Here is a 24,543-nt window from a genome sequence, read left to right on the forward strand (position 1 = left end):
TTTCCTTACATGCCGCGCGTCACCGTCTGCGACGCCGCTATCAGTTCCGGCAGGATGTTCTTGCGCATGTCCTCCGACGTAACGCGCGCCGTCGGGCAGCAGACGTTGAGGGCGGCGAGCACCCGGCCCTCTCGGTTGCGCACCGGGACGGACAGCGAGCCAAGCCCGATCTCCAGTTCCTGATCGACGAAGCTATAGCCTTCCAGCCGGACCTTTTCGATCTCGGCACGCAGCTTGACCTTGGACGTGACCGTGTGCGGCGTGATCGGCTCCAGCTTCACGCGATCGATATAGCGTTCCAGCGCATCGTTCGGCTCGGCCGCCAGCAGAACGCGCCCCGTCGACACCGCATGGGCGGGAGTCGTGCTGCCGATCGTGATGCTTACGTTCACCAGCCGTTCGGATGTCGCCCGCGCGATATAGGTTACGTAGTCACCCGTCAGGACCGCGGCGAAGACCGATTCCTGAAGCTCTCGCGAAAGGTCATTCATGACGGGCTGGATGACGTCGAGAATACCCATCGAGGACAGCGCCGAATAGCCAAGCTCAAGCACCTTGGGCTTCAGGCTGAAAAGCTTGTCGTCCTTTTCGGCATATCCTTCGCGCACCAGCGTCAGCAAGAACCGCCGCACCGTGGCGCGCGTCATTCCAGTGGCGCGTGAAATCTCGCTCAAGGTCATCTTCGGCCGTGTACGCGTGAACGCCGATATCACTTCGAGCCCGCGGGCCAGCGAATTGACATAATCGCGATCACTGACGTCCTGTTCGGCTGAAACCATATTCACTCCTTTGCCGTGCCCGACCGTCGATCGAGGCGGCGTTGTTTGAACCCGGCCTACAATGCTTCAGCCATTGCGTCGATTCCGCGCAGCGCAGAATGCACCATCCCCTTGCGCGATCGCGCCCCGCGGCATTATTACCACATAGCGCACATGTGTTCGCGTGACGAGCGAGGGGTTTTACGTAATGGCAGTGAGCAGTTCCGGTCTCAGCACGGCGGAGATCGACCGCAAGTTCGTGTTCCACCCCTTCACCATGCTGGCCGACCATGAGCGCAGCGGCCCACCCGTGGTGATCACGCAGGGCAAGGGCGCCGTCCTGACCGATGAGCGCGGTATCGACTATGTCGATGCGATGGCCGGCCTGTGGTGCGTCAACGTCGGCTATGGTCGCAGCGAGATTGCCGACGCGCTGCGCGATCAGGCCAATCAGCTTTCCTATTGCCACGCCTTTTCCTCGATGAGCAGCGACAAGCCCGCCCTTCTGGCCCAGCGGCTGATCGACATGGCCCCCGCCGGCATGTCGAAGGTGTTCTTCGGCAATTCGGGCTCGGACGCCAACGACACCCAGGTGAAATTCGTGTGGTATTACAACAATGCGCTGGGCCGCCCGCGGAAGAAGAAGATCATTGCCCGCCGGCGCGGCTACCATGGCGTGACGATCATGACCGCCGGCCTGACCGGCCTGCCGGGCCTCCACGCCGGGTTCGACCTGCCGCTGCCGATGGTGCGCCACACCACCGCGCCGCGCCGCCTGTGGGAAGGCCATGGCCTGACCGACGCGGAATTCACCGCCAAGCTGGTCGCCGACCTTGAGGAACTGATCGCGCGCGAGGGCGCGGACACGATCGGCGCGATGATCATGGAGCCGGTGATGGGCGCCGGCGGCGTGATCGCCCCGCCGCAGGGCTATTATGCCGCCATGCGCGACGTGCTGCGTCGTCACGACATCCTGCTGATCGCCGACGAAGTGATCTGCGGCTTCGGCCGCCTGGGCGCGATGTTCGGGTCCGAGCTGCTCGACATGCAGCCAGACATGATCACCGTCGCGAAGGGCCTGACCTCCGCTTACTTCCCGCTCTCCGCCTGTATCGTCGGGCAGCGGGTGTGGGACGTGCTGAGCGGCGCGGGCAGCCAGTTCGGCGCCTTCGGCCATGGCTACACCTATTCCAGCCACCCGCTGGGCGCGGCCGCCGCGCTCGCCAACCTCGACCTGATCGAAAATGAGAACATGCTCGCCCGCGTCGCTGACGAGGGTGCGCATATGCAGGCGGCGCTGCGCGCGGCCTTTGCGGATCATCCCCTGGTTGGCGAAGTGCGGGGCCAGGCGCTGATCGGCGCGGTCGAGTTCGTGAAGGAAATCCGCGACACCGGGCCGGTCGCCTTTGATCCGGCGCTGAAGGTCGCGGCGCGCATCGTGAAGGGCGCGCTGGATCGCGGCGTCATCGGCCGCGCGCTGCCGTCGGCCGACACCGTCGCCTTCTCACCTCCGTTCGTCATCCAGCGCGAAGAGATCGACCGCTCGGTTGCTGCGTTCCGCGATGCCGCGGATCAGGTTCTGGCCGAGCTGCGCGGCAGCGGCGACGCCTGATCTGAAACTGGGTGCCGCCGCACCCCAAAAAGCGGCGGCACAGACAAGCGAAAAGGGGCGCGCACCATATCGGTCCGCGCCCCTTTCCATCTGCGGTCACGACTGCCGTTCAGGCGCGGGCGTTCTTCCGCTGATGCGCGGCCCAGGTGGTCGAGCCGATCGCCGGATCATCCAGGTTGCGCGGGGCCAGCGGCTTCACGACCTGATTGTGCGGTCCGGTCTTCACCATCTCCGGATCGCGATACGCCTCATCGACGACATGGGCGAGAACATCGATCCAGTAATCCACGTCCTCGCGCGACCACATCTCGCCGGCTTCCGGCGTGAACGGCTGCGGCACGATCCATGGCTCATGGCTCAGCCAGAATGCGTCGATGCCGAAATCGCCCATGCGGTTCTGCACATCGAGCGCGCTGACGCCGGTGTCCTCGAACAGTTTCTCCATGCTGAAGCGGGTCATTTCCAGACGCCAGCCGGGCATGTCGGGGTGCGAGCGGGTGACACCGCGCACCTCAAGCAGGCGCTTCTCCATGTAATTGTTCAGCAGCACCGACATGTCGGACGCTTCGGACAGCCCCTCGACGCCCATCGCGCGGACCCAGGCATATGCCTTGAACACCTGATGCAGGTTGCCGAGATATTCGCGCACCTTGGGCGCATCGACCGATCCGTCCTCAAGCGTGAAGCGATCCTCGGCACGCACCACGCGCGGCCCCGGCAGGAACGGCAACAGCTCTGCCGAACAGCCATAGGCGCCGACAGCCGGCCCACCGCCGCCCTTCGACACGCCGAACGTCTTGTGCAGCATGAACATGCACGCATCGAAGCCCAGGTCGCGCGCGCGGATCTTCGTCATCACGCCGTTGAAATTGGCGTGATCGTAGAAAGCGAGGCCACCGGCGGCCTTTACGATCCGCACCCATTCGTCGATCTCGGGGTTATAAACGCCCATGTCGTCGGGGTTGTTGATCATCAGCGCTGCCGTCTTCGACGACACCGCGGCGCGCAGCGCGTCCAGTTCGGGATAGCCGTTCGGCCCCAGCGGAAGCGTGATGACATCGAAACCGGCGGTCGCGGCGGTCGCCGGGTTGCACGGATGCGACTGGATGCTGGTGATGATCTCGGTGCGCTGCCCCGCCTCGCCACGCGACGCGTGCCACGCGCGGGTGATGCATGCCTGCGTATAGGCGGCGTCCGCCCCGCCCGCCGGCTGGAAAGTGAAACCGTCCATGCCCGACAGCGCGCGCAGCGCCTCTTCCATCCCATGAACCGCGGCCAGCAGGCCCTGAATCGTATCGGGATGCTGCGCCGGATGGACGCCCGCGATCTCGCGCCGCATCGCCGTCTGCTCGCCGCGGCGCGGATTGTATTTCATCGTGCAGGTGCCGAACAGGCTGATGCCGATCATGCCCATCGTCTCCTGCGACAGGCGCAGGTAATGGCGCAGCACGTCCGGCTCGGAATTTTCCGGCAGCGCGGGCGGGTTCGCACGGCGCAGCGCGGCGGGCACGCGGGAGGCCCCGCCCTCCACGCGCGGGAAATGCTGTCCACGCCGGCCCGGCGCGCCCATTTCCATGATGATCGGCTCGTCCCAGACGGGTGCGTGATAGCGACGGAGCGTCATGCCAGGATCTCCTGCAGCGCGACGCCCAGCGCATCCACACTGGCGTCGTCATGAATTTCGGTGAAGGCGTAAAGCGCGGCCGACGGCAGCTCGGGGCACAGCTTGCCCACGTCGATCCCGCCCAGGATGTTGCGCGCGCGCAGCGCCGCATCGACGCTCGCGAAGTCGGCACGATCGTAAGAGACCGGGAATTCTTTGAAGAACCCGCCCGTCTCGGGGACGGACACTCCGGCAATTCCGGCCAGCCGCTCGGCGGCCCGGTGCGATCGATCGAGGATCAGTTCACCCACTTCGCGAAAGCCGGCCGGGCCGAGCAGCGCCATGTACACGCTGGCGCCAACCGCCCAGAGGTAGGTCGAATTGCCAGTCCAGTCCTTCCCCTCCTCACGCGAACCGTAGGAGGATTGGTGGAACCGCATCATGCCGAACGCCATCTTACCATCGACCGTTTCGGTGATGCTGTTCAACAGCGTCGGATATTCGGCGGTATAGCGTTCCTCATCGCGCGACGCGATGAAGCCGCCCAGACCGCCGCCGGCATGCATGTGGATGCCCAGCGTCTGGATCGTGCCAACTGCGATGTCCGCGCCATAGGCGCCCGGTGCGGCAATGACGCCCAGGCTGATCGGGTCGACACCAACCACCGCTTCGGCACCCACGGCATGCGCGATATCGACGATATCGGCCACGCGATGCTCCAGCCCGCCGAGGAATGCAGGATTCTCGAAATAGACCGCCGCGATCCCGTCATCCGCCAGCATGCGCAGCGCGTCGACGTCGGCGCGCCCCAGCAGGTCGCACGGATATGTCTCGACCACGATCCCGCGATCAGCCCCGGCGGAGGCGCAATAGGAATGGAGCACCGCGCGCCGCTCCGGGCACATCCGCGCCGGGACCAGCACGCGGCGTCGGCCGTTGATCCGCGCCGCCATGCGCAGCGCGTGCCCGGCGGCGCAGCCCCAGCTGTACACTGGCAGGCCGACCATCTCGAGCTCAAGCAGCGCGCCCAGCTGGCTGGTGAATTCGAACCACGCCTGGTTGCGCCCGAAATCGGACGATGGCGTGCCCCACACCGGCGTCAGGAATTCGGCGCGGTTGACGATCTCGTCCACCACGGCGGGGACGTGATGCTGCCAACAGCCCCCGCCAAGAAAGCTCGTCATCGACGCCGCCGGCCGGTTCTGCGCCAACAGCCCGTCAAGATGCCGCGCCAGCTCCACCTCGGAGCTGAGCGTCGGCGCCATTTCGATCGGCGTGCGCAGGCGGTGATAATCTGGGATTTGCCCAAACAGGGCCTCGGTCGTGTCGGCGCCAATCGCCCGCAGCAGGTCTGCGCGTTGCTCGGCCGTCGAATTGGGCATGTAAGGATGCGCGCGATCCGGTGCTGGCATGGAGTCTCTCATGGATTTGTGCTAACAGCGCACATTATGATTGCTGTGCGAACAGGACTTGCGTGCGCCTCGGCCTGATTGTCAACCCGGTCGCCGGGATTGGCGGGCCGCTCGCGCTGAAGGGATCCGATGGCGTGAGCGGCTCCGCGCTGGCGGCGACGGCTCCGTCGCTGACAACGGCGCGTGCCGCGGCGGCGCTGGCCGCGCTTGCCGGCGAACCGTGCACGATCGTGACCAGCGCAGGCGCGATGGGCGAGGATGCCGCCCGGTCCGCCTCCCTACCGTGCGACCTGGCCCACGCGGCAGCTGCCGAGCGGACCACCTCAGCCGACACGATTGCGGCAGCGCGAGCGATCCTGTCCGCCGGCGTCGACCTGCTGGTCTTTGCAGGGGGGGACGGCACGGCACGTGACCTTCTTGCCGCTGACCTGGGGTGCTTGCCCGTCATCGGCATACCCGCCGGGGTGAAGATGCACAGTGCGGTCTTTGCGACGAGTCCCGCGACGGCTGGCACCATCCTGAAAAGCTGCCTCACCGGCTACGGTCGCCCGCCCGTTGCGGCGGACGTGATGGATCGCGATGACCGGGGCGCTATCACGCTATATGGCGTACTGCATGTGCCGCGGGCGCGCGGGATGCAGGCGGCCAAGGCAACATCGGCCAGTACCTCGGCCGCTGATCTGGAGCGTGCCGCCGCCGCGCTGGCGCGCGAATTGCGCGGCGAACCGCTGGCGATCATCGGTCCTGGCGCCACGATGATGATGGTGAAGCATGCGCTGGCGGGATGCGGCACCTTGCTGGGCGTCGATGCCTTCGCGCATGGCGAGCCGGTGGCGATCGACGCCGGTGCCGCGACGCTGCGCGAACTGACCGCCGATACGCCGCCGCGCCTCGTGCTGGGCGTGATCGGCGGCCAGGGCTTCCTACTTGGCCGCGGCAACCAGCAGATCGACGCCGCGGTAATCGCCCGCGCTGCGCCGCAGGGCCTGATCGTGCTGGCGGACGCCGGGAAGCTGGCCGCGCTCAGCGATGCGACGTTGCTGGTCGACAGCGGCGACGCGGCGCTGGACCGCGCCATGGAGGGCTATGTCCGCGTGCGGACCGCGCCCGGCCGTTCGATGATGATGAAGCTGCGCGCTGCTTGAGCCAGGCGACTTCTGCTCACGCCCCGCGCGGTGATGAGCGCTTGATGTCATATGCATCGCCGGGCTCTCCAGCGACAAACCGGTCCGGCGCAAAGCCCATCGCACGCGCGGCGGCGGCGAGCAGCCGCGGTGGCTCCTCACGCGGTTCGTCGGTGAGCTGGAACGTGCCCCAGTGGATGCCGATTGCCTGTGCCGCGCCGACCTGCTCGCAGATGCGAACGGCTTCGGCCGGGTCGACATGCTGGGGCGCCATGAACCAGCGCGGGGCATAGGCGCCGATCGGGATCAGCGCGGCGTCCGGGCTGCCGAGCCGCTCGGGCAATTGTTCAAAGATCGCGCCGTCGCCATAGCCAGTGTCGCCGGCGAACCAGATCGTCCCCGCCGGCGTCGTCAGATAATGGCCGCTCCACAAGGACATGCGCACGTCCGTCGGCCAGCGGTTCGCCCAATGATAGGCGGGGGTCAGCGTCGTCGCCACGCCCTCGCCCAGCCGCAGCGTGTCCCACCAATCCCCCGCGAGACAGCGTGCGCCGGGCACGCCGGCGCGGACGATCGCGTCATTGCCCAGCGGCATCGCCATCAGCGGATCATGCGCCGCCTGCAGCCGGCGCAACGTCGCGATATCCAGATGATCGTAATGCGCATGGCTGATCAGCACGACGTGGATCGGCGGCAGATCCTCGAACCGGATGCCGGGCGCCGTCACACGTCGGGGCCCGAGCCGGCTGAACGGACTGGCGCGCGGCGACCACACAGGATCGGTCAGGATGTTCCAACCCGCCGCCTGGATCAGCGTGGAGGCATGGCCGACCATGGTGATGCGGATCCCCGGCACGTGCGCGTCCGGCACCGTGGGCGATACCGGCACCGTTTCGGGCCAGCGTGCTGCGCCCCCCGCCAGTTTCCACCGCAAGATGGCGCGCAGCCCGCCCTCCGGCCCCGATTGCCCGGGGTTGAAGAAGCGGGTGCCGTCGAAATGGTCGGTCGGGGGCCCGTGGTAATAACGGTTGCGCGCCACGCCGTCAGCGACGCTCGACCGATCCAGCAAAGGTGACGCCCGCGCGCATCGCGCTCACGCCGCCGCCGCGCCGCGATCGGGATTGCGCTGCCACACCTGTTCGGCGAGCAGGGTGGCAAAGCCGAGCCAGGCGACGAACGGCACGCCGAGCAGCCCGGCCGGTCGGTCTACCCGGCTCGCCGCGACGACATAGCCTGCGCCGGTGCCCATCATCATCGCCGATGCCGCGGTGCTCGCGCCAAGCGCGCGCTTGCGGAAGAACAATTCGGTCCAGCCGCCGATCATCCCGGTGTTGAGCAGCCACAGGCCAACGCCCAGATTACGGCTCGTGCTCGCGGGTGCGCGGAGCAGGCGATAGCCGCCGACCGCGAGGCTCGCTTCGAGTGCCGGCCAGACCGCACCGAAGGCGGCGTCGGGCGGGGTGAACGACGGCTTGTCCAGCCGGCGATACCACCCGCGGATGCCGGGGTGGCTCTTGTCAGGGGCGTTGCGTCGACCGACCAGCGCGCTCACGCCCATGACACCAGCAACGATCGTCGCTGCGGCGACGAGCGAAAGCCCAGTCGCGGGCTGCGTGCGGGCGGCGATCATGCGCCGAGATACCGCTGCAGATCGTCGCTGCCGCCGATCCGTTCACCATCGATGAAGACCTGCGGCGTGGTCTCCACACCCTGGTCCGCCTTGAACGCATCCACCTCTTCGCGCGTCGAGAGAATGCGATCGTCAACGGCATATCCCGCCGTTTCCAGCATCTCCTTCGCACGCACCCCGAACGGGCAAACATGGTCGGGCAGCACCATCCGGTACAAAATCGCAGACTTTTGATCCGCCACCAGCGTCTCCATCACATCAATGATCCTTGTCGCGGAACACAGCGCAGGATGGCGTCGTCAGTTCCCATGGCCGCCCCGCCCCGGTCAGCCACCGACCATGAGCGGCGATTCGATGTTCCACCTTCGTTCCGGATCAGCTATAGCCGCTGCCATGCCGATCCGGCCGATCACCCGCCGTTCCCACCGCGCGCTCCTGGCGGATCACCGCTGATGGCGCGGCGCGCGGGCAGTGCCGATCTGCCGCTGCATGGCGGCCGCGTGCCTGCGTGGCTGGGGCAGCGGATGGCGCGACTGGGCGCGGTGATCGCAGAGGCGATCGTAATCGAATATGGGCGCGACGAATTCCTTCGCCGGCTGGCCCATCCCTTCTGGTTTCAATCTTTTGGCGCGGTGATGGGGATGGACTGGCATTCCTCCGGCATCACCACCAGCGTGCTGGGCGCGCTGAAGCGGGGGCTGGCGCCGCGCGCGGGCGACCTTGGCCTCCACGTCTGCGGCGGGCGCGGCCGCCATAGCCGCGCCACGCCGGCGGAACTCGCCGCGGTGGGTGCGCGCGTCGGTATCGACGGCGACGCGCTTGCCCGCGCCAGCCGGCTGGTCGCCAAGGTGGACAGCGCGGCGGTGCAGGACGGGTTCGATCTCTATCTTCACGGCTTCATCGTCGGCGACGACGGGCGCTGGGTGGTCATCCAGCAGGGGATGAATGGCGATCGCCGTCAGGCCCGGCGTTACCACTGGCTGTCGGAAGGGATGGGAAGCTTCCTCGATGCGCCCCATGCCGCAATCGAGGGGAACAGCCGCGGGCGAATCGTGAACCTGGCAGACACCCGCGCCGCCGCCTCCCGCGACCGGCAACTGTCGCTGCTGCGTGATGAGGGCCCGGACGGCGTTGTCGGGCTGCTCCGCGACATCGATCCGGAAGCGGGCGGCCACCGACCCGCGCCGCCCGATCCGCAGGCGATGCTGCCGCATCTCGCGATGCCGGCCCATCACGATGTCAGGTCGGAGAACGTCGTCACCCGCCGCCTCCATGGTGCGCTTGCCGCTGCGGCTGAGCGCGGGCCGGCGGACTTCCCGGAGCTGCTGCTGATCCCCGGCATCGGTGCGCGTACCGTCCGCGCGCTCGCGATGGTGGCGGAGGTCGTGCACGGCGCACCCTGTCGGTTCAGCGATCCGGCACGCTTCAGTCTGGCGCATGGCGGCAAGGACGGCCACCCCTTCCCGGTGCCGACGCACGTTTATGATCAGACGATCGGCGTGATGAAGGCGGCCGTCACGGCCGCACGGCTCGGGCAGGATGAGAAAAGCGCCGCGATCCGACGCCTCGATCGGCAGGCACGCCGGCTCGAGGCGCGTGCGCGCGGCCCGTCAGTCGAGGCATTCATCGCCGAGGAACGCCGCCAGTCGCACGCCTACGGCGGTCGCAGCGTGTTCGGCCATGAAGTCGCGCCGCGCGACGCCGCGGCACAATGATGACCATGGACATGCTGTTCGACCTGCCTGCCATGCCTGCGCAGCCTGCCCTCCCCGGCCTGTCCACCACCAGCGATCTGGTCACGGCAGCGGAGGAGCAGCAACTGATCGCCGCGATCGATGCCACGGCGCTCGCGCCATTCCGCTTCCAAGGCTGGACCGGCAAGCGGCTGACCAGCTCCTTTGGCTGGCATTATGATTTCGATCGCGGTCGGCTGGAGCCGGGGGTGCCCTTCCCCGACTGGCTGATTCCGATCCGCGATCGGGCCGCCGCCTTTGCCGGCATTGCCGCCGCCGATCTCGTCCAGGCGCTCCTCATCCGCTACGATCCCGGCGCTGGCATCGGCTGGCATCGCGACCGGCCTGCCTTCGGCCATGTGCTCGGCATCTCGCTCGGCGCGCCGGCCGCGATGCGCTTTCGTCGCCGGGCAGGCGCGAAATTCTCCCGCGTCACCGTGCCGCTGGCGCCGCGCGGCGCCTATCACCTCAGCGGCATGGCACGCGACGACTGGGAACATAGCATCGCCGCGATAGAGGAAATCCGCTGGTCGATCACCTTGCGCAGCCTGCGCACTGCGGTCGGAGACGCGCGCTGACGGTCGCCGCTCCGTAAGATTGCTGAGCGCACCCGCGCGCACGGCCTGTCATTCCCTGTGATCCGCACAGCGGACAAAAAGCCAACGGGAGCGGAGGACAGGAGATGGCGCATCGCGCGCGGATCGTGCTCGCGTTTGTCGCCGTACCGCTGTTGCTGAGCATCCTGTGGGCCTTCAGCATGATGCGCACCCCAGGCTCCGGCGGCTTCTGGGGGGTTCGCCATACGCTGATCAATTACACCGGGCTGGTGGCGATCGGGCTCATGTCCGTCGGGTTGATCCTGGCCGCGCGCCCCGTCCAGATCGAAGGCTTCCTGGGTGGGCTGGATAAATACTACCGCCTGCACAAATGGTTCGGGATCGCGGCGACGATCGTCGCGATCATCCATTGGTTGATCGAGATCCTGCCGCGCAATTTTGTGCGTTGGGGTTGGCTGGAAGCACCCGTGCGCCGCCCACGAAGCGGCGCCGCAGTACCGGCCGGCTTCGACCCGTTCCGCGACTGGCATGGCGCCGCGGTCAGCGTGGCGGAGCCTGCGCTGTACCTGATGATCGCGCTGGTGCTGATCGCCTTGTGGAAACGCTTTCCCTATCGGCTGTTCTTCACCACCCACCGGCTGCTCTCGGTCGTCTTTCTCGTGCTGGTGTTCCACGCCACGATCCTCATGGGGCGCACCTATTGGGCGGCGCCGATCGGGCCTTTCCTGAGCGTGCTGATGGCCGCCGCATCGGTCGCGGCCATGGCATCGCTGTTCCACCGCATCGGCAAATCGCGCCGTGCGACGGGTACGATCGAGGCGGTCGAGCATTATCGTGACAGCAACGTGACCGAGGTGGTCGTCCGCCTCACGACTGCCTGGCCCGGGCATCTTGCCGGCCAGTTCGCCTTTGTCGACTTTGGCGACCGGGAGGGCGCGCACCCCTTTTCGATCGCCTCTGCCTGGCGCCATGACGGCCGTCTCCGCTTCGGCATCAAGGGGCTGGGCGATTATACCAAGGCGCTGCCCGACCGCCTGTTTCCCGGACAGACCGTCACGATCGAGGGGCCCTATGGCCGGTTCGATTTCGATTCCGGCCGCCGCCAGTTGTGGATCGCCGGCGGGATCGGCATCGCCCCCTTCGTCGCCGGGCTCGAATGGCTGGCGGATGAGGATCGGCCAGCCAGCGTCGACCTGATCTATTCCACCAGGATGCGCGACGATGCACTGCTGCATCGTCTGTCCGAGCTGGTCGATCGCACCGGCGTGCGGCTGCACCTGCTCGTCACCCCGCCCGACCCGCAGCTGACGGTTCCACGCCTTGAGGAAATGGTGCCCGACTGGCGATGTGCCGATGTCTGGTTCTGCGGCCCCGCCGCCTTCGGGGATGCGATCCGCGGCGGCATGATCGCTAACGGCTTTCCGGCGTCCCGCTTCCATCAGGAATTCTTTGAGCTGCGCTAGCCGCCTGCCCAGCCGCGTGGCGGCAGCACCTGTCGTCGTGCCCTGTAATGGCCACGGCCACCCGAGCCATCCGTGCATCCCCTCACTAGACCTCGGCGCTGATCCGCTGAACTCTGGTTTCGGGACAGCGTTCAACCCGTGCTGCCCTACTCGAAGGAGTTTCCGATGACGCGAAGCTTTGTAATCGCGGGGGCAATCCTGGCCGCCTGCGCAGCTACCACCGGTTCGGCCCAGACGACGCCCCAGATCGAACGGCAGGCCCAGGTGCCGCAGAAGGACGGCATGACCTACATCGACGTGTTCAAGGTGAACAAGAAGATGGAGACGATCACCTGCCGCGACTTCAACCTCGTGGACGTCAATTATCGCCCGCAGGCCGTCGTCTTTGCCGCGAATTATGGCCCGAAGGGAAAGATGTCCGATCCGTCGGTCACCGTCGACGGCGTCGCCAGCGTCGTGCCAGTCGTGGTGGACGCTTGTCGTGCAACCCCGGGCAACAATTTCGTCGCCGCCGTCCGCCGTGCCATGGCGCAGCAGCGTGCCGGCATGAAACGTTAACTCCCCGCCTCGGTGCCGGCGCTGACCGCGTCGGCACACTTTTTGGCGCGGTTGCGTGAACCCGATCGATAATGGCCGGCACGGATCGCGCACGACGGTGCCGTCTTGGCGGACTGACGCTCGCACGAACCTGGGATCGTGACCGTTCCGATGGGATGGCGACGGTTTAGCCGCCGCGGCACGCTGCAGCCGTGTGGCTCGCAAGTGCGCCTCACCGCGCGATCACGCGCTGTGGATGGATCGTAATGTGGTGGAAATGGTGGAGCCGAGGGGGATCGAACCCCTGACCTTCGCAATGCCATTGCGACGCTCTCCCAGCTGAGCTACGGCCCCATTCCGTTGGGAAGGCGCCCACTAACGGGGCGCTTCAGACTTGGCAAGCGGCCTTTTTGAAGAAAGCCGCCTGCCAGTCTATTTTTCTTCAGACGATCAGTTGTTGTCGTCGTCGTCGGTCGGCGCTTCCACGCCCAGATCGTCGTCACCGCCCAGATCGACTTCATCGTCAGCGTTGGGCTCCTCGTCCTCGTTCTCGACCAGATCCGTATCGTCATCGCCAGCGAGATCGCTGTCGGCTGCCTTCTCGGACTTCGCCGCCTCGAACGGCATCGGCTGCTTGGACTTGAGGATCGGCTCCGGCTCCCATGCGTAGCCGCATTCGATGCAGGTGACCGGCTCGTCCTTCTGCAGGTCGTAAAAACGCGTCGCGCATTTCGGACACGTCCGCTTCGTGCCCCATTCCGGCTTGATCATGCCGTCTCTTGCCTTTCGGAAAATTGGTTCAGCAGGTATTGACCTGTGAAGTGGCGCGCGCCTTGCCATAGCGCAACCCCGCTGGCAAGGCGCGGCGCGCAATGGCGCACCCTGATCCCCGTCCCGTCTCCGTTCATTCGGCCCCTCGCCTCGCCGGCCGCATTCGCGTCCCAGGCGACAAGTCGATCAGCCACCGTGCGCTGATGCTCTCCGCGCTGGCGGTTGGTGAAAGCCAGGTTGAGGGACTGCTGGAAGGGGAGGACGTGCTCGCCACTGCCGCCGCGATGCGCGCGATGGGCGCCACCATCGTACGCGGCGATGACGCAATCTGGCGGATCAACGGCGTCGGCGTCGGTGGGCTGCTCCAGCCACAGGCCGCGCTCGAGATGGGCAATTCGGGCACCTCGACGCGCCTCCTGATGGGGCTGGTCGCCAGCCATCCGATCACCGCCACCTTCACCGGCGACGCGTCGCTGTCAACGCGGCCCATGAACCGCGTCATCGATCCGCTCTCGACGATGGGCGCGGAGTTCACCGCCTCGCCGGGCGGCCGGCTGCCGCTGATGGTGCGTGGCCTGTGCCCCGCGGTGCCGATCACCTATCGCCTGCCGGTCGCCTCGGCGCAGGTGAAGTCCGCATTGCTGCTCGCCGGCCTCAACACGCCCGGCATCACGCGCGTCATCGAACCGGTGCCGACGCGCGATCATAGCGAGCGGATGCTCGCCGGATTTGGCGCGGAGATCAGCGTCGAGGAGAGCGATGAAGGGCGCATCATCTCGCTCACGGGCGAGGCGGAGCTTCGCCCACAGTCGATCGTCGTACCGGGCGACCCCTCCTCCGCCGCCTTCTGGATGGTCGCCGCGTCGGTCGTGCCGGGCAGCGACGTGGTGATCGAGAACGTCGGCCTGAACCCGACCCGCGCCGGCCTCGTCACGGTGCTTCGCCTGATGGGCGCGGACATCGTCGAACAGGATCCGCGCGTCGTCGGCGGGGAGCCGGTCGCGGACCTGCGGGTGCGCCATGCCGCGCTGTCCGGGATCGAGGTGCCGCATGACGTCGCGCCGTCGATGATCGACGAGTACCCCGTATTGTTCGTCGCCGCCGCCTTTGCCAGCGGCCGGACGATCGCGCGTGGCGCGGACGAGCTGCGCGTCAAGGAATCGGATCGCATCGCGGTGATGAAGGCCGCACTGGAGGCCAATGGCGTCCCTTGCGAGGAGCATGAGGACGGGTTGACGATCAAGGGGACGGGCGGCGATCCGATCCCCGGCGGCGGCACGGTTGCCTCCCGGCTCGACCATCGTATCGCGATGAGCATGGCGGTGGCCGGCCTACACGCCGCGCAGCCGATCGCGATCGATGACGCGAGCCCCGTCGCCACCAGCTTCCCCAGCTTCTTCGATCTGCTGACCCAGCTTGGCGGCCGCGTCACATGGGCCTGAGCACGGGCCTGAACAGGGGGCCAAACAGGAGGCCGACCGGCGCCTCATTGATCGACCGCCGCGCGCTGATCGCTGGCGGTGCCAGCTTGGCGGGCGTCGCGCTGGCCGGTGCCGGCCCCGCGCGGGCGCGAGATCTCGCGCGGCCGACGCGCGAGCTGATGGTCCCGGTCGAGGGCGGGCGCGTCTATGTCCGCGTCGATGGCGACCTCGCCGGCGCGCGCGCGCCGATCATCATGGCCCATGGCGGCCCCGGGGGAACGCACGCGAGCTTCCTCGAAGCGCTCGCGCTCGCTGGCGAGCGGGCGGTGATCCTCTACGACCAGCTCGATTCCGGCCGCTCCGATCACCCCAACAACCCTGCCAACTGGTGCGTCTCGCGCTTCGTAGATGAGCTGGAGGCGATCCGCGCCGCGCTGGGTGTCGCTCGCTGGCACATGCTCGGCGCAAGCTGGGGCGGAACGATCGCGCTCGAATATGGCGCCCGCCGGCCGGCGGCGCTCGCCGGGCTGGTGCTCGCCAGCCCGCTGATCTCGACCCGCAGCTGGCTGGCCGATGCGCGCGCGCTGATCGGCGAACTGCCCGCCCCCATCCAGAAGGAGCTGCGTCGCTGCGGCGCGCTCACCCTGCCCGCCCCGCCGCCCAGCTGCGACGAGCCGACCCGTGCATTCTATGCGGCGTTCAACCGGCGCGAGCCGCCGGCGCCTGATATCAAGGCCTACACCGGTCAGGGCCGCGGCTTCAACGCGGAGCTGTATCGCGCGATGTGGGGCGCCAGCGAGTTCGTTTCGACGGGGACGCTCAAGGATTATGATGGCGAGCCGTTGCTCGCCAAGCTGGAGGGGAAGCGTACCTTGTTCCTTTGCGGTCAGTATGATGAGGCGCGGCCGGTGACGGTCGGCGCCTTTGCCGCGCGCGTCCCGGGGGCCGGCTTCGGCGTGGTGCCGGGGGCCGCGCACGGCCTGTTCAACGATCGCCCGGCGGAGACGATCGGCATGCTGCGTGCCTGGCTCGCCCGGCAGGACGCGCTGGCATGACCCCGGGCATGATTATCGCCGTTGATGGCCCCGCCGCGTCGGGCAAGGGCACGATCGCCAAGGCACTGGCGCGCCACTATAATCTCCCGCATCTCGACACCGGGCTGCTGTACCGCGCGGTGGCCGCCACCGTGCGCCGGCTGGAACTCGATCCGACGCGCGAGGCCGATGCCGTCGCCGCGTGCGACTTCGACGAACTGACGCTCGCAGACCCGGTGCTGCGCGAGGAGGAGATCGGGAAGCTCGCCTCCGTCGTATCGGCGCACCCGCTGGTCCGCGCCGCGCTGCTCCAGCGGCAGAAAAGGTTCGCACATCAGGAGGGCGGCGCTGTTCTCGACGGGCGTGACATCGGCACCGTCATCGCGCCCGACGCCGATGCCAAGCTGTTCATCCGCGCGACGCCTACGATCCGCGCTCGCCGCCGCCACAATGAACTGATTTCCCACGGCGCATCGGTCAGCTTCGACCAGGTGCTCGCCGACATCCGCGCGCGCGACACGCGCGACAGCTCCCGCTCGACCGCCCCCCTGGTGCCCGCGAATGACGCGGCGCTGCTCGACACCAGCTTCCTGTCGATCGAGGCGTCGATCGAAAAGGCGATCGCCCTGGTCGAGGCACGGCGCCGCAAGGAGGGCTGACGACTCGGGGCCAGGGGTTGGTCGGCGGCGCGGTGAGCGCCTCGCAAAATTGCCCCGCCTTTCCGCCCCACCTTGCTCCCACGCCGGTGCTACGCCAACCTTGCTCCCGGCCGTCCTTTGCAGTATGGCGCACCGTCCGGCGAACCTGGGTTCGTGGAGGCATGGCGCGGAGGAGCACTCCAGCGCCCTTTTCGCATTTCGTGCGTCTTGGCCCTTCCCACCCCGGTTGCACGGATGCTGCGACGGCATGCGGCTGCCGCGGCAACGATGGCCAAGACCAGCGGAACCAACCGCTTGGCCGGAAACGAACTGACTAGGACGAACGATTTTATGGCCTCAACGGCAGCTCCCACGCGGGACGATTTCGCGGCGATGCTCGATGACATGTTCGGCGGCGCCGACAGCTTCGAGGGCCGCGTGGTGCTCGGCACCGTCACTGGCATCGAGAATGACCTCGCCGTCATCGACGTCGGCCTGAAGAGCGAAGGCCGCGTGCCGCTGCGCGAATTCGCGCCGGCGCCGGGCCAGAAGGCCGAGCTGAAGGTCGGCGACGAAGTCGAAGTGTACGTCGACCGCGTCGAGAACATGCATGGCGAAGCGATGCTGTCGCGCGACCGCGCACGCCGCGAAGCTGCATGGGACAAGCTGGAGACCGAATTCGCCAAGACCGCGCGCGTCGAGGGCGTGATCTTCGGCCGCGTGAAGGGTGGCTTCACCGTCGACCTGAACGGCGCCGTGGCCTTCCTGCCGGGCTCGCAGGTCGATATCCGTCCGGTGCGTGACGTCACGCCGCTGATGGACATCCCGCAGCCGTTCCAGATCCTGAAGATGGACCGCAAGCGCGGCAACATCGTCGTGTCGCGTCGCGCCGTTCTGGAAGAGACCCGCGCCGAGCAGCGTTCGGGCCTGATCCAGAGCCTGGCCGAGGGTCAGATCATCGAAGGCGTGGTGAAGAACATCACCGATTACGGCGCCTTCGTGGACCTGGGCGGCATCGACGGCCTGCTGCACGTCACCGACCTCTCCTACAAGCGCGTCCAGCACCCGTCGGAGATGATCAACATCGGCGACACGGTGAAGGTGCAGATCATCCGCATCAACAAGGACACACAGCGCATCTCGCTGGGCATGAAGCAGCTCGAGAGCGATCCGTGGGATGGCGCATCGGTCAAGTATCCGGTCGGCGCGAAGCTGTCGGGCCGCGTCACGAACATCACCGAATATGGTGCGTTCGTCGAGCTGGAGCCGGGCATCGAAGGCCTGGTGCACGTCAGCGAAATGTCGTGGACCAAGAAGAACGTCCATCCGGGCAAGATCGTGTCGACCTCGCAGGAAGTCGACGTGGTGGTGCTCGAGGTCGATGCCGACAAGCGTCGCATCTCGCTGGGCCTGAAGCAGGCGCAGCAGAACCCGTGGGAGCGTTTCGCCGCCGAGCATCCGGTCGGTTCGACCGTCGAGGGCGAAGTCAAGAACTCGACCGAGTTCGGCCTGTTCATCGGCCTCGACAACGACGTCGACGGCATGGTCCACATGTCCGACATCGCCTGGGGCGTGTCGGGTGAGGACGCGCTCAACCTGCACCGCAAGGGTGAGACCGTTCAGGCGATCGTGCTCGACGTCGATCCGGAGAAGGAGCGCATCAGCCTCGGCATGAAGCAGCTGGAGCGTGGCGCACCGGTCGTGGGCGGTGCCACCGCTGGCGATCGCCTGTCGAAGAACCAGGTTGTCACCGTCACCGTTCTCGAAGTCCGCGACGCGGGCCTCGAGGTTCAGGCGGGCGACGATGGCGCGACCGGCTTCATCAAGCGCACCGATCTCGGCCGCGACCGCGACGAGCAGCGTCCGGAGCGTTTCCAGGTCGGCCAGAAGTTCGACGCGATGGTCACCGGCTTCGATCGTTCGAAGAAGCCGACCTTCTCGGTCAAGGCGATGCAGATCTCCGAGGAGAAGCAGGCTGTGGCGCAGTACGGCTCGTCCGACTCGGGTGCCTCGCTCGGCGACATCCTGGGCGAAGCGCTCAAGGCTCGTCAGAACAAGCAGTAATCCTGCATCCCAGGATTACCGAAAGGGGGGTCGGGTGGCACATGCCGCCCGGCCCCTTGTCGTTTCACGGGCGTAATAATTAAACTTTCGTTTCGGCCCTATTCTGATAGAGCTTTATCTGTATTAAGGTGAATCGAAGCCGGCGACGGCCACGGGCAGATCAAGGACGGGACAGATGATCCGATCGGAACTGGTGCAGCATCTGGCAGAGGCCAACCCGAGCCTCTCCCTGCGCGAGGTCGAGGCGATCGTCTCCACGTTCTTTGACGAGATCGTGCGCCGCCTGGCGGAGAACGGCCGGGTCGAGCTGCGCGGCTTCGGCGCCTTCTCGACGCGGGCCCGCGACGCGCGTACCGGGCGCAACCCGCGCACTGGCGAGGTGGTCGAAGTGACCGCCAAGCGCGTCCCATATTTCAAGCCTGGCAAGGAAATGCGCGTTCGCTTGAACGTGTAACGCTTGACGGCGGCGCTTCCCTGCCGCTTTTCGTCGGGCGTGATGCGCGGACGTGGCGGAACCGGTAGACGCCGGAGACTTAAAATCTTCTGCCCTCAGGGGCGTGCGGGTTCGAGTCCCGCCGTCCGCACCATCGCTCTCTCCCTGCTCCTGGCCACTACGGCCTGTGAGCGTCGGCCCGATGTCGGCGCGGTGATCGTCAGCGCTGCCGGCACCGCGCCGCGCCTGAGCCCGGTGATCCCGGCACCGGACGACCTCGCCGGGCTTCTGCTGGCCGATGCCGCAGCGCAGGGGCTGGTCCGGTTCGACGCCGCCGGGCAGATCGAACCCGGCATTGCCGAACGCTGGATCGTCACGGACGAGGGGCGCACCTACATCTTCCGCCTGCGCGAGATGACATGGACCAACGGGCGGCCGGTCCGCGCGGCAGAGATCGTCACAATCCTGCGCAGCCGGCTGCAGCAGCGCGCGCGCAACCCGCTCGCCGACTATCTCACCGCGGTCGATTCGGTGGTGGAGATGACGCCGCAGGTCATCCAGGTCGAATTGTCCCGCCCCCGCCCCGATCTGCTGAAGCTGTTCGCCCAGCCAGAGATGACCTTGGTCGACCCCGCCCGCGCGATCGGCAGCGGCCCGATGCGGATCGTGCGCCAGGCCGGCAATGTCACGCGCCTCACCCCGCGTCCGGACCCGAACCGCGCCGCCGACGAACAGCACGAGCCAGTGCCCGAGGACGACGTTCTGCTGGTGGCCGAGCGTCCTGCTGCGGGCATCGCCCGCTTCGCGGAGCGCAAGTCCGATCTGTTCGCCGGCGGGCGACTGTCCGAATGGCCGCTGGTCGCCGCGGCCGGCGTGGCGCAGGTCAACATCCGCGTCGATCCGGCGGCCGGCGTCTTCGGGCTGGCCGTCAGCCGGCGGGAGGGTTTCCTGGCGCTGCCTGAGAATCGCGCCGCCATCGCCATGGCGATTGACCGCACCGCGCTTACCCGCAGCTTCAGCCAGGATTGGCGCCCGGCGGAGGACCTGCTGCCGGCCGCGCTCGATTCAGCCGCGCCGCCTGCCCACGGGGCCTGGCAGGCGGTTCGCCCGGCCGACCGGGTGGCCACCGCGCAGGCCCGCGTCAGCGCATGGCGCGACGCGGGAAATCCCGTCCCGACGCTGCGCCTGGCCCTACCCGGCGGCTCGGGTGGCACGCTGCTGTGGGCGCGGCTGGCGGCGGATCTGTTCGCGATCGGGGTGCGCCCGGTCCGCGTGAGCGCCACTGACGACGCGGACCTGCGGCTGGTCGATCTGGTCGCCCCCTATGACAGCGCCCGCTGGTACGTGGACCAGGCCTGCCGGCCGTGTGACGAACGCGCCGCCGTCGCGATCGAGGCCGCGCGAGTCGCGCCAACGCTGGCGATCCGCGCGCGCGAGCTTGCCGCCGCGGACGAGGCGCTCGCCGCGGATGTCGCCTTCATCCCGCTCGCCCGGCCGTTCCGCTGGGCGCTGGTGGCGCAGCGGCTGCGCGCGTGGCAGCCCAACGACCGCGCGTGGCACCCGTTGAACCTGCTGCGCCGCGCCCCCAATTGATATCATCATGATCAAAGCCGATCCCAATTCACCCATGGCGTTCGCCGCGACGCTGCCGCTCGGGCGCGATCCCGAGTCCGTCAGGCGCCGGATCGAGGCGATGGAGCGCCTGCTGGAGGGCGTGGTCGACGTCCCCGGCATGAACCGAAAGGTGGGGCTGGACTTCTTCCTCGGCCTCATCCCCGTGGTCGGCGATGCGGTGGCTGCGGCGCTCGGCGCGTGGATCGTATGGGAAGCGCGCAACCTCGGGATGAGCCGGCTTCAGCTCGCGCGGATGGGCGCGCGCGTCGGCTTCGACACGTTGCTGGGCATCGTCCCTTTTGTCGGCGACGCCGCGGATTTCTTCTATCGCTCCAACACCCGCAACCTGAAGACGATCAGGCGCCACCTCGACCGCCATCACCCCTCGACGGTGACGATCGAGCGCTGATCGAGTTGGCGGGGCTTGCCGTCCCGCCGATCAGCCGGCGCTCGCGCTCGCCGGGTCGTGCCGCACCCCACCGGTCATGGGCGCGGGTACGCCGGTCGTTCCGGGGAAGGAGATCGGCAGGTCGCGCAGCATACGCACCGCCATATAGGCGAAGCCTTCCGCCTCCATCGCGTCGCCGTTCCACCCCAAGGCATCGACCGGCTCCGGCACCAGGCCGGTCCGCTCCGCAATCATCCGCAGCATCACCGGATTGTGCCGCCCGCCGCCCGCCACCAGCAGGCGAAGCGGCCGCTCGGGCAGGTGCGACAGCGCTTCCGCCACCGTCGCGGCGGTGAATACCGTCAACGTGGCCGCACCATCGGCCGCCCCCAGCCCGCGCACCGGCTGCACGGTGAAATCGTTGCGATCGAGCGACTTGGGCGCCGGTTGCCCGAAAAACGGATGGTCCAGCATGGCGGTGAGGATCGCCTCGTCGACGCGGCCGCTCGCCGCCAGCGCGCCATCGGCGTCGAACCGCGCCCCCGTTTCCTGCTCCACCCAGCTGTCGATCAGCCCGTTCGCAGGACCGGTGTCGAACGCCACCAGCTCGCCGTCTGCGCCGATCCAGGTGATGTTCGCGACCCCGCCCAGGTTCAGCACCGCCAGCGGCCGCGGCAGCCCGGCAGTCAGCGCGGCGTGATAGATCGGCAGCAGCGGCGCGCCCTGCCCGCCCGCTGCCACGTCCGCGCTCCTCAGATCGGCGATCGTGACGATCCCGGTTGCATCCGCCAGTGCCTGTCCGTCGCCGATCTGCCACGTCCAGCCACGATCGGGGCGATGCGCCACGGTCTGCCCGTGAAAACCGATCACGTCGACATCGGCGGCGCTCAGCCCTGCGTCGCGCAGCAGCTTCTGCACCGCCAGCACGTGCGTCCGCGTGATCAGCTCCGCCGCCGCCACCATGTCGGGGTTGGCGCGTGGCCGGTCGAACGTCAGCGCCAACGCGGTCGCCGCGGCAAGCTGCGCGCGCGCCGTGTCCGAATAAGGCTCACCACGGAATGCGACCGCCCTCACCATCGCCTCGCCGTCCGTTTCGATCAGCGCCGCATCGATCCCGTCGAGCGACGTGCCGGACATCAGCCCGATCGCCAGCATCATCTTGTCCCCATCTTGCCTGCGCTGTCCCGCGATAAGGCCAGCCTTTCAACGCGCATAGCGGCGCAGATATGGCAAAATGGTGCATTGCACATTATGTGCGCCACCACTCATGGCAACGCGTCTTCCCTCACCGCCCCGCGTGGGCATGGTGTCGCTCGGCTGTCCCAAGAACCTGGTCGACAGCGAACGTATCCTCACCCAGCTGCGCGCAGACGGCTATCAGATGTCGCCCGACTATGCCGGCGCTGACGTCGTGCTCGTCAACACATGCGGCTTTCTCGATTCGGCGAAGGAGGAAAGCCTGGAGGCGATCGGCGAAGCGATCGCGGAGAACGGCCGCGTCATCGTCACCGGTTGCATGGGCAAGGAAGCCGATGTCATCCGTGCCCGCTTCCCCAACGTCCTCGCGATCACCGGCGCGCATGAATATGAGCAGGTGGTGGAGGCGGTGCATGAGGCGGCGCCCGCGAACCTGTCGCCCTATATCGATCTAATCCCCGATGCCGGGCTGAAGCTGACCCCGCGTCACTACAGCTATCTTAAGATTTCGGAGGGCTGCAACCACCGCTGCTCCTTCTGCATCATCCCGTCATTGCGCGGCGACCTGGTCAGCCGGCGCCCCGACGCGATCCTGCGTGAGGCGGAGAAGCTGGTCGCGGCCGGCACGCGCGAGCTGCTGGTGATCAGCCAGGATACGTCGGCCTATGGCCTTGACCTGCGTCATGCCAGCTACCCGCTCAAGGGCGGGGGAGACGTGCGTGCGCACATGACCGATCTGGCGCGCGAACTGGGCCGCATCGCGCCCTGGGTCCGCCTGCACTATGTCTACCCCTACCCGCACGTGGATCAGGTCATCCCGCTGATGGCCGAGGGGCTGGTGCTCCCGTATCTCGACATTCCGTTCCAGCATGCCGCGCCCAACGTGCTGCGTGCGATGAAGCGCCCGGCGAACGATGCCAAGGTGCTCGCCCGGCTGCGCGGCTGGCGCGAGATCTGCCCCGATATCGCGATCCGCTCGACCTTCGTCGTCGGCTTCCCGGGCGAGACCGAGGCGGACTTCGAATATCTTCTCGAATGGCTCGACGAGGCGCAGCTCGACCGCGTCGGCGCCTTCCGCTTCGAACCCGTCGAGGGCGCCAGCGCCAACGCGCTGCCCAACCCGGTGCCAGAGGAGGTGAAGGAAGAACGCTACGCCCGCATCATGGCCAAGACGGCGGCGATCAGCGCGGCCAAGCTCCAGGCCAAGATCGGTCGCAGCTTCGACGTCATCATTGACGCCGTGGGCGATGAGGGCGCCACCGGCCGCTCCTATGCCGACGCGCCGGAAATCGACGGCGAAGTCCACCTGCGCGACGCCGGCCACCTCAACGAAGGCGACATCGTCCGCGTCACGATCGAGGACGCCGACGAACACGACCTGTTCGGCGTACCCGTCACCAACTGACAATCAGCCGGGCGGCCGCAGCAATGCGCCGCCCCGGCTCCCTCATGTTCGACGGCAAGCAACGCACGCGCACCGCTCTGCGCGGTGCCAACCTTCCTGTGTCCCCGCTCGAATGTTTTTGAACCTGATGGCGGAGCCGTGTGGCGAGCGGCTCGAACTTCCACTGTACGCTTACTTCTTAGGCGAGGGTGGCGGCGGGGGTGCGGGCCGTGCCCAATCATTCTTCTTACGCGATTGATCGTCTGGTGGTCGTGCCATGACACAACGTATGAAGATGTCATGGATCAGTTCAAGAGCCTCGACGGGCTTAGAGAGTTCGACGACGACATCCTTAAGGAGGTTGTCAGGGAGGGCGAGCTGATGATGGCCGCACAGCTCAGCGTAGCCACAGCCTCGGATCAACGTGCACTCACTTGGGCCGGCTTTGTTCTTACGATCGCAATTGCGTCGATTGGCGGAAGCGCAAGTCTTGCGATCGACGGAAAACAACTACCGCTTGCAGCAATTTCCGGGGCGGGCGCCATTCTCATGGCCATCTCAGGATACTACGCCGTGCGGGCGGTTCGTCCACGCAAATACAGCATGCCTGGTAACCTTCCCCAGAACTGGCTACCCGAGCATTGGGAAAGCGGAAGAACACGAGACTTTAGGCAGGCACGAATAGAGCAGGCGCGCACTATAAACGGTCAAATCGTCAAGAACGCAGCTTTGGCCGAACGCAACGCCACCGATCTTAACCATTCAATTCATACCGCTGGGTGCGCGGTACTACTCGCTGGAGTTTATGTGATAGCCTATTTGACATATACTATCTTGAGATAATTCATATGAACGAATTATCATCAGATAGTTCCCACCTAAACTGATAGTAGGCTTGCACTCCGTCTGCAATTGAGCCCGCGCCATAGAGCTTAGTGAGATCCCAGTCTCGACTGGGGAAGTATTCGCAGCCACGCCTTGAACTTGTCTCGAATGAAGCTAGGCAATCCACTAGCGAGCGAAGCAGATCACCAACCTCATATACGTCGCGAGTGGTAGCGGAGGAGGGACTTGAACCCCCGACCCCAGGATTATGATTCCCGTGCTCTAACCAGCTGAGCTACTCCGCCGCGCCTTCGTGAAGGGGCAAGTACCGCTCGCGAGGCGCGG

The 24,543-nt window shown here is 67.1% G+C and carries 23 protein-coding genes and 3 tRNA genes; 16 read left to right on the plus strand and 10 right to left on the minus strand.

Annotation, left to right across the window (positions count from 1 at the left end):
* Nucleotides 1-5: 5 nt before the first annotated feature.
* Nucleotides 6-779: an IclR family transcriptional regulator C-terminal domain-containing protein gene (locus tag CA236_RS05350; RefSeq protein WP_125944828.1), complete on the minus strand. Its 774-nt coding sequence runs from the start codon at nt 777-779 to the stop codon at nt 6-8.
* 187 nt (nt 780-966) lie between these two features.
* Here CA236_RS05350 and CA236_RS05355 point away from each other — a divergent pair, with 187 nt between their 5' ends.
* Entirely contained in the window at nt 967-2,370 is a 1,404-nt protein-coding gene (locus tag CA236_RS05355; RefSeq protein ID WP_125944829.1) for an aminotransferase, read from the plus strand.
* A gap of 109 nt (nt 2,371-2,479) precedes the next feature.
* Here CA236_RS05355 and gcvPB read toward each other — a convergent pair whose 3' ends face one another.
* Nucleotides 2,480-3,994 (minus strand): aminomethyl-transferring glycine dehydrogenase subunit GcvPB, encoded by a 1,515-nt coding sequence (gene gcvPB, locus CA236_RS05360; protein ID WP_125944830.1) that lies wholly within the window; start codon nt 3,992-3,994, stop codon nt 2,480-2,482.
* Nucleotides 3,991-5,385, minus strand: a complete 1,395-nt coding sequence (gene gcvPA / locus CA236_RS05365) for an aminomethyl-transferring glycine dehydrogenase subunit GcvPA (RefSeq protein WP_206430510.1) — start codon at nt 5,383-5,385, stop codon at nt 3,991-3,993. The genes gcvPB and gcvPA overlap by 4 nt, the downstream gene beginning before the upstream one ends.
* 62 nt (nt 5,386-5,447) lie before the next feature.
* Here gcvPA and CA236_RS05370 point away from each other — a divergent pair, with 62 nt between their 5' ends.
* Nucleotides 5,448-6,530, plus strand: a complete 1,083-nt coding sequence (locus CA236_RS05370; RefSeq protein ID WP_164518873.1) for an NAD(+)/NADH kinase — start codon at nt 5,448-5,450, stop codon at nt 6,528-6,530.
* Between the two features lie 16 nt (nt 6,531-6,546).
* Here CA236_RS05370 and CA236_RS05375 read toward each other — a convergent pair whose 3' ends face one another.
* From CA236_RS05375 to CA236_RS05385, 3 genes are read right to left on the minus strand one after another with little or no spacing between them, the layout of a single operon-like run.
* Entirely contained in the window at nt 6,547-7,578 is a 1,032-nt protein-coding gene (locus CA236_RS05375; protein WP_241212531.1) for an MBL fold metallo-hydrolase, read from the minus strand.
* Nucleotides 7,579-7,602: 24 nt separating this feature from the next.
* Nucleotides 7,603-8,139, minus strand: a complete 537-nt coding sequence (locus tag CA236_RS05380) for a TspO/MBR family protein (protein ID WP_125944832.1) — start codon at nt 8,137-8,139, stop codon at nt 7,603-7,605.
* A complete protein-coding gene (locus CA236_RS05385; RefSeq protein WP_231622021.1) occupies nt 8,136-8,393 on the minus strand; it encodes a glutaredoxin domain-containing protein in 258 nt (85 codons plus the stop codon). The genes CA236_RS05380 and CA236_RS05385 overlap by 4 nt, the downstream gene beginning before the upstream one ends.
* 198 nt (nt 8,394-8,591) lie before the next feature.
* On the opposite strand from CA236_RS05385, the gene CA236_RS05390 reads away from it, so the two are divergent.
* The 4 genes from CA236_RS05390 (at nt 8,592) to CA236_RS05405 (ending at nt 12,450) form a co-directional block, all read left to right on the plus strand.
* A complete protein-coding gene (locus CA236_RS05390; protein ID WP_125944833.1) occupies nt 8,592-9,854 on the plus strand; it encodes a DUF763 domain-containing protein in 1,263 nt (420 codons plus the stop codon).
* Nucleotides 9,854-10,450, plus strand: a complete 597-nt coding sequence (locus CA236_RS05395) for an alpha-ketoglutarate-dependent dioxygenase AlkB (protein ID WP_206430511.1) — start codon at nt 9,854-9,856, stop codon at nt 10,448-10,450. Before CA236_RS05390 ends, CA236_RS05395 begins: the two co-directional genes overlap by 1 nt.
* Before the next feature lie 104 nt (nt 10,451-10,554).
* Complete coding sequence (locus CA236_RS05400; protein ID WP_125944835.1) at nt 10,555-11,892, plus strand: ferric reductase-like transmembrane domain-containing protein; 1,338 nt, start codon at nt 10,555-10,557, stop codon at nt 11,890-11,892.
* A gap of 165 nt (nt 11,893-12,057) precedes the next feature.
* Nucleotides 12,058-12,450 (plus strand): HdeA/HdeB family chaperone, encoded by a 393-nt coding sequence (locus CA236_RS05405; RefSeq protein WP_046411989.1) that lies wholly within the window; start codon nt 12,058-12,060, stop codon nt 12,448-12,450.
* 257 nt (nt 12,451-12,707) lie between these two features.
* On the opposite strand, the gene CA236_RS05410 is transcribed toward CA236_RS05405, so the two are convergent.
* Together CA236_RS05410 and CA236_RS05415 are read right to left on the minus strand one after the other, a co-directional pair.
* Nucleotides 12,708-12,783 (minus strand) — tRNA-Ala (locus CA236_RS05410).
* Nucleotides 12,784-12,879: 96 nt separating this feature from the next.
* Nucleotides 12,880-13,200: a TIGR02300 family protein gene (locus tag CA236_RS05415; protein ID WP_046411472.1), complete on the minus strand. Its 321-nt coding sequence runs from the start codon at nt 13,198-13,200 to the stop codon at nt 12,880-12,882.
* A 101-nt stretch (nt 13,201-13,301) separates the two neighbouring features.
* Between CA236_RS05415 and aroA the strand changes: the two genes are divergently transcribed.
* The 8 genes from aroA to CA236_RS05455 all read left to right on the plus strand — a co-directional run bounded on the left by aroA (nt 13,302) and on the right by CA236_RS05455 (nt 20,813).
* Complete coding sequence (aroA, locus tag CA236_RS05420; protein WP_125944836.1) at nt 13,302-14,642, plus strand: 3-phosphoshikimate 1-carboxyvinyltransferase; 1,341 nt, start codon at nt 13,302-13,304, stop codon at nt 14,640-14,642.
* A 47-nt stretch (nt 14,643-14,689) separates the two neighbouring features.
* The gene (locus CA236_RS05425) at nt 14,690-15,676 is read left to right on the plus strand and encodes an alpha/beta fold hydrolase (RefSeq protein ID WP_241212532.1); all 987 of its coding nucleotides are present in this window, start codon (nt 14,690-14,692) and stop codon (nt 15,674-15,676) included.
* An 8-nt stretch (nt 15,677-15,684) separates the two neighbouring features.
* Entirely contained in the window at nt 15,685-16,314 is a 630-nt protein-coding gene (gene cmk / locus CA236_RS05430; RefSeq protein WP_046411475.1) for a (d)CMP kinase, read from the plus strand.
* A 330-nt stretch (nt 16,315-16,644) separates the two neighbouring features.
* Nucleotides 16,645-18,357: a 30S ribosomal protein S1 gene (gene rpsA, locus CA236_RS05435; RefSeq protein WP_046411993.1), complete on the plus strand. Its 1,713-nt coding sequence runs from the start codon at nt 16,645-16,647 to the stop codon at nt 18,355-18,357.
* A 175-nt stretch (nt 18,358-18,532) separates the two neighbouring features.
* Nucleotides 18,533-18,811: an integration host factor subunit beta gene (locus CA236_RS05440; protein WP_046411477.1), complete on the plus strand. Its 279-nt coding sequence runs from the start codon at nt 18,533-18,535 to the stop codon at nt 18,809-18,811.
* A 46-nt stretch (nt 18,812-18,857) separates the two neighbouring features.
* Nucleotides 18,858-18,944, plus strand: a tRNA-Leu gene (locus CA236_RS05445).
* Between the two features lie 59 nt (nt 18,945-19,003).
* Entirely contained in the window at nt 19,004-20,383 is a 1,380-nt protein-coding gene (locus CA236_RS05450; protein ID WP_241212533.1) for an ABC transporter substrate-binding protein, read from the plus strand.
* A gap of 7 nt (nt 20,384-20,390) precedes the next feature.
* Nucleotides 20,391-20,813, plus strand: a complete 423-nt coding sequence (locus tag CA236_RS05455; RefSeq protein WP_125944838.1) for a DUF4112 domain-containing protein — start codon at nt 20,391-20,393, stop codon at nt 20,811-20,813.
* Nucleotides 20,814-20,843: 30 nt separating this feature from the next.
* Here the strand turns inward: CA236_RS05455 and CA236_RS05460 are convergent, their stop codons facing one another.
* A complete protein-coding gene (locus CA236_RS05460; protein ID WP_125944885.1) occupies nt 20,844-21,947 on the minus strand; it encodes an anhydro-N-acetylmuramic acid kinase in 1,104 nt (367 codons plus the stop codon).
* Between the two features lie 112 nt (nt 21,948-22,059).
* Here CA236_RS05460 and rimO point away from each other — a divergent pair, with 112 nt between their 5' ends.
* Nucleotides 22,060-23,394, plus strand: coding sequence for a 30S ribosomal protein S12 methylthiotransferase RimO (rimO, locus tag CA236_RS05465; protein WP_046411480.1), 1,335 nt, complete (start codon nt 22,060-22,062; stop codon nt 23,392-23,394).
* Between the two features lie 279 nt (nt 23,395-23,673).
* Nucleotides 23,674-24,216 carry a hypothetical protein gene (locus CA236_RS05470; protein ID WP_125944839.1) on the plus strand — a complete coding sequence of 181 codons (543 nt, stop codon included), beginning with the start codon at nt 23,674-23,676 and terminating at the stop codon, nt 24,214-24,216.
* Between the two features lie 210 nt (nt 24,217-24,426).
* Here the strand turns inward: CA236_RS05470 and CA236_RS05475 are convergent.
* A tRNA-Met gene (locus CA236_RS05475) sits at nt 24,427-24,503 on the minus strand.
* Nucleotides 24,504-24,543 lie beyond the last annotated feature (40 nt).

Origin of the sequence: Sphingomonas sp. ABOLG (assembly GCF_003950435.1) — a bacterium.
GTDB classification, from domain to species: Bacteria; Pseudomonadota; Alphaproteobacteria; order Sphingomonadales; family Sphingomonadaceae; genus Sphingomonas; species Sphingomonas panaciterrae.